The sequence below is a fragment of the Nonomuraea mangrovi genome (assembly GCF_042681425.1).
Classification (GTDB): domain Bacteria; phylum Actinomycetota; class Actinomycetes; order Streptosporangiales; family Streptosporangiaceae; genus Nonomuraea; species Nonomuraea mangrovi.
This window is the reverse complement of sequence record NZ_JBHUFV010000003.1, coordinates 161,371-173,698: the sequence shown is the minus strand read 5'-3', so window position 1 is coordinate 173,698 and position 12,328 is coordinate 161,371. Positions and strand designations below refer to the sequence as shown.

Sequence of the window (12,328 nt, the reverse complement as noted above, 5' to 3'; positions counted from 1 at the left end):
CTAGTGGCCCCGATCAGGACGCAGGCTGAAGGCCTGCCCGGCGGCGGCGGCCAGGCGCAGGTAGGCGCCGGCGGTGGTGGGCCGCAGCCGCAGCAGGTCGACCTCGGCGCCCTCCTTCAGATGCGGGTCGTACGGCACGCGGATCACGGTCTTGCACCGGGCGCTGAAGTGCTGCTCCAGTAGGTCCACGTCGACGTCGCAGCGCTCCTCGACGGCGTTGAGCACCACGATGGCGTTCTTCACCAGGTCGGCGTGCCCGTGCGCGGTGAGCCAGTCCAGCGTGGCCGCCGCCGAGTTCGCGCCGTCCACCGCGACCAGGCTGACCAGCACGATCTGGTCGGCCATGTCCAGCGTCGCGCCCATCGCGCCGTGCAGCAGGCCGGTGCCGCAGTCGGTGATGCAGATGGAGTAGTAGCGTTCGATCAGCCCGGCGACGGTCCGGTAGTCGTCGGCGTCGAACGCCTCGCTCACGGCCGGGTCGGTGTCGGAGGCGAGCACCTCCAGCCGCGCGGGCGACTGCGAGGTGAAGGCCCGCGCGTCGGCGTACCTGACGATGTGCTCGGCCTCGGCCAGCAACGTGCGGATGGTCGCGGCGGTCTCCGACTTGACCTTCAGCCCCAGCGTCCCCCTGTCGGGGTTGGCGTCGATGGCGATGACCCTGTCACCCCTCAGAGAGGCGAGCGTGTTGCCCAGCGCCGCCGTGGTCGTGGTCTTGCCCACGCCCCCCTTCAGGCTCATGACCGCGATCCTGTGGTGCCCGCTGGCGACCGGCGTCTGCGCCTGAGCGATCAGTTTGCGGCGTTCGACCTCGGCCGCCGACTCGGCGGGGATGTACCTGCGCCCCGACAGCTGCCACACCAGGCGTCGCCACCCCGATGACGGCTCGGGCCGCCGGTTGGTCAGCAGGCGTTCGGCGGTGAGCGGGATCGACTGGTCGAACTGCTCCGGCTGGGTCGCCGGCTTCTGCAGCCTGGAAGGGGTCTCCGTCATGGCAAGGGTCCTTTCACATGGGGTCAGCAGGTGTTCCAGCGAACGCGGGTGGTGAGTGAGTCGGCGGGCCCCTGCACGGTCAGGACGGCCTCCGTCGGGGACGGATCACCGCACCAGTGGCGAAAGCGCAGCGCGCGCACCTGGATCACGGCCGGGTCGCCGTCGCCCGAGGTGCCGGTCGACGGGGTGACGGCCAGACCTGGCGCGGTGATCCGCCAGCTCACCGGTTCGCCGGGGAGGTTGAGCGTGATCGTGCCCCGGCCGAACTCGTCCAGCGAGACCGACGGGGGAAGCGTCAGCCGTCCCGCCAGGACGTCGCGGCTCGCCGAGGGGGTGAACGTGGTCTCACGCGGCGGGTCCTGGGTGGGGCCCAGGATCTGCAGGCCGGTGATCATGCCGGCCGTACCGGCGACCAGCATGATGGCGACCTTGACAGCGGTACTGCGGGTGCGCGCCCCCGCGGCGGCCAGCGCCTCGGGCAGCCGGGACCTGGGCCTGGCGCGGGCCGGCCCGACCTCCACGACCCCGTCCTGGATCACCTGCGCGACCGGCGGGACGTGGACCTGGTCGGTGGGGGAGAGGACCTCGCGGGCCCACACCACGGACGCCAGCGCGTTGAACAGCGGCGTGTCCTGCCCCGGTGTCGGGATGGCGGGCGGTCGCACGTCGAGGTCCGTGGCGGGCTCGGCGGGCGTGGCCTGGCGGGGGACGGCGGGCGGAGCCGGATCGGGTACGGCCGCCAGCAGCGCCAGGAGTTCCTCCTGCCGCGCGGCGCTGAGCGGCGCCACCGGCACCTGGTCGATCATCTGCGGGACGGTGTAGTGGATGTTGAAAGGCCGGTTGCAGGCCGAGCACTCGATCATGTGATGGAGCAGCTCGGAACGCGCCGTGTCGGACCCGGCGGGGAAGGCCGCCTCCACCAGGGGGACGAGCGCCTCGCAGGTCGGCCTGCCGCGCGACAGCGCGTCGAGCGCGCTGACCAGCGTCTCGATGAGGTCCTGCGTCCTGGTGACCAGCCGGTGCGCCTCCGCCTCAGGCAGGTCCAGGACATGCGCCAGGTCGGCGAGCGTCAGCTCGTGCCGGAACATCAGCAGCAGCGCCTCCACCCCCAGCGGGTCGACCAGCGCCCACGCCCGCCGCATCAGCTCCGCGTCGGGCAGACCCGGCCCCGTGCCAGGGTGGTAGCCGTCCCCGCACGCGGGGTCGGCCAGGCATCCGCGGCGCAGCGCCGCGAACAGCAGGCCGCGTTCGGAGACGTTCTCCGGTACGGCACGCCAGTGCGCGGCGCCGAGGGCGGCGGCCACGGCGGCGGGCGCGGCGGCCTCGCCCAGCCGGTAGACGGCGTAGTCCATGAGGTGGCCGCCGTGCTCGCGCACCCAGGTGGCGGCCCTGTCAGGTCCGAGGATGGCGCTTCCCATGTCGTGAAGGGAGCTCATGGCCCCGTGTCCGGCTCGACGACGCCCGGCGCGGTCTCGGCGGCCGGAGCGCCGCCCCTGTTCGGATCGACCACCACGAGCTGCAGGTTCCGGTCCGGCAGGCCGGTGAACTTGGTCCAGTTGCTCACCTCGCCCGGGGCCGGATCGGCGTACAGCCAGCGGATGAAGGCCGGCCACAGGCACGAGTCACGCGGCAGGTTGGCGGGCGAGCCGGCGGAGACGCCCATCGCCTGGAGCTGCTGCTTGCTGTAGTCGCGGCATTCCGGGGTGCCGGGCGGGGCGATCGTGAGGTCCCACTCGCCGTTGGCGTCGGTGTAGGTCCTGGTGCCGTCGAGGCCGAGAGCCTCCTCGGCGCGCCGCATGAGCGCCGGGTCCTGGAAGATCGGCAGGCTCTCGCCCTCGGGGGTGGCGGGCCGCAGCGTCGTGCCGTCGGGGACGCGCGGGCCCGAGGTGGCGGCGACGGTGGCGGGGACCCTGGTCGGGCGGTTCGGGGTGACCGCGGGGCGGAGCGAGGTCGGCATGGACGGCTGGGAGGGCTTGCCGGTGGCCTTCGCCGTGGCCTTCGGGCTGGACTTGACGGTGGGTGGCGCGGACCTGCCGGTCGGAGGGGCGGGTCTGGCCGTGGGCAGCGCGGTCTGGGCGGGGTCTTCGCAGCCGGGCGCGATCCCGCCGGCCACGGCCGGCCGCAGCGCCCTCCCGCCGGGGCCGGTGACCAGGCACTGCCGGTCGTCGGTGTCCCTGCCAGGAGGCTGGGCCGTGGGAACCCGAGGCGCGGGCTGCCTGGTCGTGGGCCCCGTCGTCGGCGCCGTCGTGGGCCTCGTCGTCGGCCCTGTCGTGGGCCTTGCCGTCGGTCTTGTCGTGGGGACCGTGGTGGGGACGCGCGGGACCGGTTGGCGGGCCGTGGGAACCTGGTCAGGCGGATTGACCGTCGGGTTCTGGCGCGGCTGACCCGGCCGGTTCTGGCCGTTGGGATCCCGGCTCGGCGGGGTCTGGCCGGGCGGGTTCTGGTTGGGCGGGTTCTGGTCCGGCCGGTTCTGATCAGCGGGGCGGGGGCGGACCGGCTGGAGCGGCGGGCCGCTGGGCACCCGCTGCGCGTTCGGCTCGACGGCCCGCAGCGTGCCCTTGGGGAGGGCGGTGGCCGGGGTGTCGGCCTTCTTCTCCGCCTCCTTCCTGCTGTCGTTCTCGGTCTTCCTGTCTCCCTCGGGCTCGCTCTTCCTCGTCGCGGGAGGGTCGCTCCTCCTCGGCGCGGGGGAGTCGTCCCGATCCCTCGCTGGAGGCTGCGGCGCGGGCGGGCGCGCCGTGGTCCGCGGCTCGTTCATCCGCGTGGGCTCCGGAGGATCGCTCCTCTTGGGTGCGGGATCCGGTCTGTCCGATTTCTTCGGCTCCTGCGGTTGCTGCGACGGCGTGGACCGCTCCGCGGGATTCCCCGGGCGGAGCAGAGGAGGCGACGTCGTCCCCTTGCCCAGCAGCGGGATGGACGCGCACGCCTCGCCTGCGCCCTGGACGGCCAGCCAGTCGACGGTGGCCGACAGGCACAGCGGCGGGCCGCCCAGGCCGCCCGACAGCGTGCTGCCCTCGTCCGCGCCGGTGAGCGAGCGGGCGGTGAGCGCCTCCGAGGACGACTCGGCGACCCGCTCGTCCAGCTGATAGGTTCCCGCGGCCAGGCGCAGGACCTCGGCCCGCGGCTGAGGATCGCGATCGTGAAGGAAAGTGCCCAGTCCTGCCCCGGCGCCGAACACGCCGATCGTGAGTGCCGTCGTGACGACCGTTGACCTGGAAGGTCTGCGTGGGGATGTCGTCATGGTGCTCCTCTTATCTGGTGGTTCGTCAGGTGCCGTGGCTCTCCAGTACGTCTGTCCAGTCGCCCATGACCCTGATGGGCTCGGTGGAGCCGATCGGCGGGACGTGTGCCACGTACATCCGCCCGTAGGTCGCGCTCGCCGTCTGGGCGAAGGGGCGGTTTTCGGTGCGGACGGCGGCCGAACCCTTCAGCGTCACCGTGGTGCCGGGCCGCTCCGCCGTACGGACCTCGGTGGAGCGGGCGGAGTACCAGACCAGCGCGCCGCCGTCGACGGTCCTGAGCGCCCGCACCTTGCCGGTCAGGCGGTACGCCAGCTTCAGGTCCCAGCCGGCCTTGCGGAGCTGGGCCCGTTCGCGCTGCCACAGCCGTACCGCGGTCGACGTCCACGGCCCTTCGGCGAACCGCTCGTCCTTGGTCGCTCGTTCCAGGCTCCTCAGGTGCGCGAGCGCGACCTGTTTGGGCGTGCCGCGCAGGCCCGAGGTGAACTCGTCCAGGCTCCTGGCGTAACCCTCGGCGTCGACCGCGATGACCGGCAGCTCGGGCGCGGGGTTGCGGGTGTCGGCGGTCGAGGCCGCGAGCCGCCACCCCTTCTCGGTCTTGACCAGCACGTCCGTCACGCGGGCCACGCCCGGCTCGTGCATGGAGGCCACGAACCAGTCGCCCGCCGCTGCCGTGCTCCGCGGCACCCACACCTTGGTGCCAGGCCAGATCCCGGCCGCCACCTCGGCGTCCCGCATCCTGGCGGTCTCGAAGCTCGCCTTGGTCATCTCCAGGGCGAGCCCCTGCTCGAGCCGGCCGACGGCCTTGTCGTCGAGGTCCAGCTGGGCCGCCGACAGCTCGTGCTGGAAGCGGTCGTGCATCCGCTTCGCCTCCTGGGCGTTGATCGCCGGCCTCGCCCCGTCCCCTCGCGACGGGTCGGCCGAGGCCGCAGGACTGGCCGGCGTCGCCTGGGTCCCCGGTGTCACCGGCGTGACCGGCTGGCGAGCCGCCCCTGCCTGCGGCGATCCCTGCTCGGGCTCCGCCGCCGCTGTGGCCATGGGTGCGGCCACGCTCGGCGACGGCGCCCGCGACGATCGAATCGCGCCGAGCCCGATCCCCACCGCGGCCAGCACGACGAACACGATCCCCGCACGAATGATCAACCGCCACGGACCGGTCCCGGACAGCCGTTCGGGCTCCCACTCCTGCGGCGGCTGCGGCTGCGATCTGTGCCTGGCCAGCGGAGGGATGGGAGAGGTCATGGCTGTGTCATCGGAGTGGCCGGTCGGCCAGACCTGCTTATCTGGTAAGTCCGATGGATCATGGGACACAAACCCAGATATTAGACTTACGGCCCGTCCTTTCAAGGGTCATAAATGTAGTAATTGAACTTTCCGGATCGTATTAGAACGACATTTCGGCATTTCTCTATAGAAGTACGAAAAAGTATAAATCGAGACCTTGACTGGATCCTGACAGCGGGTTATAGGCGGTCCGACGTCGAGCATCCAGGCGCGATGAGCCGCCCCTGCGGTGTGCATCCCGATGTCGGTGTAGATCGATTACTCGCCGGACACGCAAACACGCGAAACGGACCAGCAATAAACGACCGACCAAAAACCCCGAACCCACGAGTCGAACGAAGTGGATCTCCCGGCCGCCCGCTGACGTCGCCACCTTTTCCCCACGCTCGGCCGGCCCGGCCACCCGCCCCCGCTTCCGGCCGGCGTCGTGCTCTGCGTCTGACGTCACGTCCCACGCAGCCCGACAGGGGGATCCGGTCATGCGTGGCACCCATGATCGCGGGACACGCCTAGCCTCCCCTTTGGGGCGACCCGGCGGCCGTACCGGCGCCCGCATCCATCCGGGCGCGGACGCGGCGCCACGAAACGCCTATTGACCGTTTTGTTCGTTTCTGTGCCGCGCCCTTGCCCGTGCCCGGTCGAAGCGCTCGGCCAGGTCCAGGAACTGATCTCCCCAGCCGCTGCTGATCGACACCTCCTGCAGCGGTCCAGTGGGCAGGAACAGGAATTCCAGCCCCCCAAGCGTGGAGCCGTCGCCGCGCCGGAGGCGTGCTGCGTGGTCCCGCAGCTCTCGGATCATCTCGTCCCCCGTGTCCCACTTGCCCGCCCAGATGGTGTCCTGCTCGGACGCGGTGACAATCCCGAGCACGTCGTCCAGCACCTGCGCCAATTCCTCCACTGCGGCCTCCACGGCGGTTGACCGGCCCGTGCGCCTCACGGTAGCAACGGGCGGGACCGGCCCTCGGTGGATCGCTGTACCGCCGCCGAACAGGGAGGGCGGATGCCGGAGGTGGAAGGGCCGTTGAGCGCCTGCCTGCAGGTCGTGGTCGGCGCCGAGGACGCGGGTGCCTGCCCTTGGCCTTCAACGGTGTGACGCGCACGTGCGCTACCGGACGCCTGCCGGTCCTCAGCCCGTTGATGTCACTCCTTCTGCTGTCCCTCGAGGTGCGTCTTCGCCCCGTGGACCTCCTTCTCGACGTCAGGGGGAAGGGTGCGTCGCAGGATCGGTTCCAGCAGCCACCGGATGACGGGTGGGAAGTCGATCGCTATCGTCCGCGTCACCTTGGTGCCGCCGTCGACCGGCTCGGCGACGAAGCTCGCCTGGAACCGCGACACCCGATGGCTGAGCCTGTTGTGCGGCAACGGCGCGTACCTGACGTCGACCCGGTCGCCCGGGGTGAGCCGCATCTGGGACACGACTTTCGGCGCGGGGCCGGGGATCCCCGGCAGGGCTGACCGGAACCTGAACTCGGTGACGTCGCCGGTGCGGCGCACCCAGTCGATCGGCCCGATCTTGTCGTCGATCGTCGCATACCTTTCCGGGTCCATCACGAACTCGAGGAATTCCTCCGGCGTACAGCGGATGATCTCTTCCACGGTGACGTGAACCATGGAAAGAGAGTACTCTCTTTCCATGGCGAGAACCACCCCGGGCGTGACCCGCGAGCGCATACTCGAAGAAGCCGTCCGGCTGTTCGCGACCAGCGGGTACGACGCGACCTCGGTGGCCGACATCCAGGTCGCCTGCGGGCTGACCGCGGGATCCGGCGCTCTCTACAAGCACTTCCCCTCAAAGAGGGCCCTGCTGGAGACGGCCGTCCGGCGGAACCTCGAAACGATGGCGCAGAAGAACAGGGAAACGGTCGCGCAGGCTCCGTCCGACCCGCGCGAAGCCCTCCGCCTGATGGCGTCCACCGTGTGGAGCGTGATCGACGGCGACCGGGACCTGATCCGGATCATGCTCAGGGAGTTCACCGGGTTCCCCGAACTCTTCGAGCAGATGTGGCAGGGCGTGATCGCGAGCCTCTACCGCGAGTGCGCCCAGTGGATCAGCGTCCAGCGCGAACTCGGCACCGTCGAGGTCGCCGACCCGGAGGCCACCGCCACCGTGCTGATCTCGTCGCTGACCTACTACCCGCTCCTGAGAATCCTCATCGGGCACGCGCCGGGGGACCTCGACCCGGACCTCTTCCTGTCGACCTGGGTCGACCAGGCCACCCGCGCTCTCAACGTACGCGACGCCGACGATCTCGGGTCGCGCGTCCGGCCATAGGCGAGCCGGGGACCGTTACGTCCTGGGAGGGCGCGATGCGTTCGGGGATCGCGGCATCCCCCGGAGTCGCGACGAGACGGAAGCGCCCGATGGCGAGGGGCGCCAGGCTCGAAACGGGCGGCCAGCCGCGTTCCCCGGCGGTCCCGTAGGAGACTGGAGCGTGCGGCCCAGTTTCGCCAGGGCGCAGAGCGTGGAGATCGTCAAGCTGACGATCAGCTCGTTGGCCTGGCTGAGCGGCAGGGCGCGCAGGCGGAGGGCCCGCAGCGGCGGGTCCTGAAGTTCTTGGATGTCGGTCACCATCGTCTCCTTGCCTGTGGTGATGCCGTGGAGCAGCGGGCGGCTGTCTGGCGACGACGGGTTGCCGGCACGATCACGCCGCTACTCTCGCGAACGCGGACGGACGAGAGGCGGCGTCGCAGCCCTTCGTTGTTTGGGACTTTCTAGCTGTATCTACTTACAGATCCCTTTTGTCTGGCTTGCTGCGTCCTGTCTCTCCGCCAGCTGTCGATGACGGCCCCGACCGTAGGGGCTGAACGCGCGCTCAACCACGCATGAGCCGTCGGCGGCGGTGACGGCTGGGTCGGCGACCCGGACGGCAGACGGTGTTCCCCGCGAAGCTCCTCGTGGACCACGTGCGGGTCTACCAGAAGCCCCTCGCCTAGCGATCGCGATCCCAGGCCCAGGCACGGACCCGAGAACCGCTTCGGTCCGCGCCTGGGCCTGCTCGCGAGATCCTCAGGACGCCGGGGCCGACCGTACCCTCCGGCCACACCTCGAAGGTGTTCCACCCAGGACGTCCGCCCGCCAGCAGGACGAAGGGCGCGCACGGCTTCGCCGATCCGTGAAAGCATTCCGGCCCGTCGGGAAATCAGGGGTGACCGTGTTTCCGGATCGGATGGAGAGCAGTGCGTGACCCACTTACGGATGCCAGCGGGACGGCCGACATGAGCGTTCCCACCCATCTGGGCACCGACTTCGACCGGATCTTCGACGCCCACTTCGCCGAGATCCACCGCTACATCGCTCGCAGGCTCTCCGTCGACGCCGCCGACGATCTGGCGGCCGAGGTCTTCCTCGCCGCCGTCAAAGGAGGATACGACTCCTCGCGCGGCGAGGTCAGGCCCTGGCTGTACGGCATCGCCACCAATCTCGTCGCCAGGCACCGCCGGACCGAGGTCCGCAGGTGGAAGGCGCTCGGCCGGACGACCGAACGCGAGGCGGAGAGCCACGAGGACGCGACGCTCGCGCGTGTCACGGCCGGAGCGCTGACCGGCAGGCTCGCGGGGGCGCTCGCAGGTCTGAACCGCGGCGACAGGGACGTGGTGCTGCTGGTGGCGCTGGGCGGGCTGACCCACCAGGAGGTCGCCGCCGCCCTGGAGATCCCCTACGGCACGGTCGCGTCCCGTCTCAACCGGGCGCGCAAGCATCTCCGCAAGGCACTGGGCGACGTCAACCCGTTGAAGGAGGCGCACGATGGATGAGGTCACGCTGCTCGCCCAGGCGGTACCGGACGTGCCGCCGCCCTCGGCCGAGACCGTCGCCAGGGCCCGCGCGCGGATCGCCGCTCGCGAGGCTCCGGCCCAACGCCCTCGCGTGCGCCCGCACTGGGGCTGGACGGCGGGCGCCGCGGTCGCCACCACGGCGGTCGTCACGGCGGTCGTCATGATGGTGTCGAACCTGGCGGGTGTCCCTGAATCCGCGTCGCCGCCCGGGCCGCCTCCGGCGTTCCAGCAGGCGCCACGCGTTCACAAGGGCCTGGACCGCCTCGCGGCCGTGAGGATGCCGCGGTCGGCGACGAAGGCGTCCCTCCGGTTCCGTCCCACGAGCACGAAGATCGCGATTGTGATCTTCTGTGAGAAGCCCGGCTCGATCTTCTTCAGCAGCGAGGGAGGGAGCAGCGCCGGCGGGATCTGCGGTCCTGACGGGGCACCCAGCATGCTCGCGGACAAGGCGCACGAACCGGGCTGGCTCGGCCGCGAGCACGAGATCACCTTCTGGGTCTTCCCGCCCGACGCGCCCGTCGTGCGCGGGCGAAGCTCGTGCCCGGCCCGGGGATCGTGCGACGGCAAGGAGGTGCTGTCCACTCCTGGGGCGGCCGACCGGCTGGTCGGCAAGCTGGGGAAGCGCCCTGGAGCCTGGTCCGTCGCGGCGTACGACGTCCCCGCCGCGCACGCACTCCACGACACCGCCGGTCCGGAGGAAGGATGACGTTCCGGCACGGCAGGCGCACGCCCTACTCCGATCCACTCGCTCTCCCTCGACGACGCCTCCTTCGAGACCGTCCGGGCGAGGCGGTGGTCGAGGCTGCCGCGTGACGGCGCCGGGCCGGGCAGGCCGGCGATCGCGGTCCGGGCTCCGCTGCCGGTGCCCATGGAGGTGGGGGTGGGTGTTCGCATCCGGTGCCACGGGTCGCGTCGAAACCCCACACCGGGGTACGGCACGCACCGCGAGACCGGTGTCCCGTCCGGGATGATCACGTGCGGGACGGGCGCCGGTGGAGGGGTGACTGGTGGATATCGCTGCCGCCGACGGCGTTCGACTGGTAAGGGTGGAAGCATGATCTTCTTGAGGTGGACGGTCCGAGTCGCCGTACTCGCTCTCCTGGTCATCCCGATCACCGCTGTCATCGGCACCCCGCCGGCTGCGGCCGACGGGCGCAAGCGGTCGCAGGCCGAGGCCGGCGCGCTGGCCAGACGCATGCTGGCCCAGCTGAAAGTCGCCAGGCCGTTATCCATCCGTGGGTACAGCCACCGGCGGTTCCAGCCCCGATGGGCACACCACAAGGGCAGGTGTGACGCGCGCGAGGTGGTCCTGGCGCGTGACGGGCGGCGCGTGCGCAGGGACGCCTCCTGCCGGCCGGTCAAGGGGGTGTGGTACAGCCCGTACGACGGCAAGGTGCTGAAGAGCGAGAAGCACGTCGACGTCGACCACGTCGTGCCGCTGGCGTACGCCTGGCGCTCCGGCGCCAGCAGGTGGAGCCAGGCGCGGCGGCGCGCCTTCGCCAACGACCTCACCCGCCCCGAGCTGATCGTGGTCAGCCACTCCGCCAACATCGCCAAGAGCGGCCAGGGGCCGCAGAGCTGGCGTCCGCAGCGCCGCGCCTATTGGTGCCGGTACGCGAGCTCGTGGATCACCGTGAAGCATCATCACCGGCTCTTCGTGACCAGGAAGGAGAAGGTGGCCTTGCTCAACATGCTCCGGACCTGCCGAGGGTGATGGAGCCCAACCGGCCGGTCGCGTGGCGTCGCCGTTCGAGGTCGTGCGTGAACGCGATCGGACAGGTGCTCCGGGCAGGTCGGCGAACCACGGCGAGCGGCCCCCGGCCGAGCCGTACGATCGAGGGGTGATCGGACGCGCCGTCGCTCTCGTGACCGTGACCGTGACCGCGATGGCCTGGGGCGCCTTCGTCCTGTTCGCCACCCCGCGGCAGGAGCCTGGCCGCCCCGCCCCTCGACCGTCGCCGACCAGGAGCGAATCCTTCATGGCGGAGCTCGACGTCCCGTGGCGCGCGCTGATCGCGCAGGCGGCGGGTCTGCCCGAGCGGGACGTCGAGAGCCGCCTGCGGGCGCCCCTGACGGACCTGGAGGTGATCACGCCGAGCGACGTCTGGGCGGTGGGCAGCCGGACACCGGCCGACAGCCGCCGATGGCACGAAGAGACCACGGCCGTCCTCATGCGCTGGGACGGGAGGCGCTGGCGCCCGGTGGCCCCTCCGCCGGGCATGCGCTTCCCCGATCTGGTGGCCGCGTCGTCGAGCGACAACGTCTGGGTGATCGAGAACCATCGCGGCGTCCAGCGGTGGGATGGCCGCGCCTGGAGCGACATGGGGCGGCCGCGCGTCACCGACCCGGCCGTCCCGAAGGCGTACGTCCTCCAGCTGGAGAGCGTGGCCGTCACCAGCCCGCGCGAGGCGTGGGTGGCGGGGACCGCCTACCGCGACAGCGACCCTGACGCTGCGACGTTCCCCTTCCTGGCCCGCAGGACGGCTTCGGGCTGGTCGCAGATCGACTCGCCTGGCGGCATGGACATCGAGGAGATCGACGCCGTGTCACCGGAGGACGTGTGGGCGGTGGGCCACGTCGGCGGCAAGCTCGCCGTCGCCCACTGGGACGGCCGCCGCTGGCGCCTCGTGCCGAGCCCCACCGCTCCGGCGAAGAACGGCGACGTCCGCCTCAGAGCGGTGTCCCCGGCCGAGGTGTGGGTGACGGTCTCCTCCGTCGCCCGGGTCATGCGCTGGGACGGCCGGCGCTGGCACGTCCTGCCGCCGCCGACCGGGCGTGCCTGCCAGGTCGAGGGTGACGGGCGGGGGAGCGCGTGGATCCTCGCCAAGCAGTACACCAAGGTCCAGCCGCGCGTCTACGAGGTGTCCACGGTCCTGCTCCGGTACGACGGCCGAAGGTGGAGCGTCGAGAAGCCGCCCCGGAGCTTCTCCGAGTGCCGGGGGACGCTGGCCCGCGCCCCGGACACCGGCCGGTTGATCTGGGCCGCCGACTTCGCGGGGGAGTAGGGCGAGCCTCCCGCGGGCCGGTCGGTACGCCGGGACCCG

General features: G+C 71.4%; 11 protein-coding genes. 5 read left to right on the top strand and 6 right to left on the bottom strand.

The features are described 5' to 3' along the window. The 6 genes from ACFSKW_RS00940 to ACFSKW_RS00915 all read right to left on the bottom strand — a co-directional run bounded on the left by ACFSKW_RS00940 (position 1) and on the right by ACFSKW_RS00915 (position 7,121). Positions 1–990, bottom strand: coding sequence for a MinD/ParA family ATP-binding protein (locus tag ACFSKW_RS00940; RefSeq protein WP_379568066.1), 990 nt, complete (start codon positions 988–990; stop codon positions 1–3). A gap of 23 nt (positions 991–1,013) precedes the next feature. After that, positions 1,014–2,408, bottom strand: a complete 1,395-nt coding sequence (locus ACFSKW_RS00935; RefSeq protein ID WP_379568064.1) for a hypothetical protein — start codon at positions 2,406–2,408, stop codon at positions 1,014–1,016. A 14-nt stretch (positions 2,409–2,422) separates the two neighbouring features. After that, positions 2,423–4,228: a hypothetical protein gene (locus ACFSKW_RS00930; protein ID WP_379568062.1), complete on the bottom strand. Its 1,806-nt coding sequence runs from the start codon at positions 4,226–4,228 to the stop codon at positions 2,423–2,425. 25 nt (positions 4,229–4,253) lie between these two features. After that, positions 4,254–5,468 (bottom strand): DUF8094 domain-containing protein, encoded by a 1,215-nt coding sequence (locus ACFSKW_RS00925; protein WP_379568060.1) that lies wholly within the window; start codon positions 5,466–5,468, stop codon positions 4,254–4,256. Between the two features lie 631 nt (positions 5,469–6,099). Continuing rightward, positions 6,100–6,408 (bottom strand): hypothetical protein, encoded by a 309-nt coding sequence (locus ACFSKW_RS00920; protein ID WP_379568058.1) that lies wholly within the window; start codon positions 6,406–6,408, stop codon positions 6,100–6,102. Between the two features lie 242 nt (positions 6,409–6,650). After that, positions 6,651–7,121 carry an SRPBCC family protein gene (locus tag ACFSKW_RS00915; protein ID WP_379568056.1) on the bottom strand — a complete coding sequence of 157 codons (471 nt, stop codon included), beginning with the start codon at positions 7,119–7,121 and terminating at the stop codon, positions 6,651–6,653. Positions 7,122–7,143: 22 nt separating this feature from the next. Here ACFSKW_RS00915 and ACFSKW_RS00910 point away from each other — a divergent pair, with 22 nt between their 5' ends. The 5 genes from ACFSKW_RS00910 to ACFSKW_RS00890 all read left to right on the top strand — a co-directional run bounded on the left by ACFSKW_RS00910 (position 7,144) and on the right by ACFSKW_RS00890 (position 12,289). Next, entirely contained in the window at positions 7,144–7,782 is a 639-nt protein-coding gene (locus ACFSKW_RS00910; protein ID WP_379568054.1) for a TetR/AcrR family transcriptional regulator, read from the top strand. A 944-nt stretch (positions 7,783–8,726) separates the two neighbouring features. Beyond that, positions 8,727–9,263, top strand: coding sequence for an RNA polymerase sigma factor (locus ACFSKW_RS00905; protein WP_379568052.1), 537 nt, complete (start codon positions 8,727–8,729; stop codon positions 9,261–9,263). Next, the gene (locus ACFSKW_RS00900; RefSeq protein ID WP_379568050.1) at positions 9,256–9,990 is read left to right on the top strand and encodes a hypothetical protein; all 735 of its coding nucleotides are present in this window, start codon (positions 9,256–9,258) and stop codon (positions 9,988–9,990) included. Before ACFSKW_RS00905 ends, ACFSKW_RS00900 begins: the two co-directional genes overlap by 8 nt. A gap of 348 nt (positions 9,991–10,338) precedes the next feature. Further along, entirely contained in the window at positions 10,339–10,998 is a 660-nt protein-coding gene (locus tag ACFSKW_RS00895; protein ID WP_379568048.1) for an HNH endonuclease family protein, read from the top strand. A 127-nt stretch (positions 10,999–11,125) separates the two neighbouring features. After that, on the top strand, positions 11,126–12,289 hold the full coding sequence (locus ACFSKW_RS00890) for a hypothetical protein (RefSeq protein ID WP_379568047.1): 1,164 nt from the start codon (positions 11,126–11,128) through the stop codon (positions 12,287–12,289). The last annotated feature ends 39 nt before the right edge of the window (positions 12,290–12,328 follow it).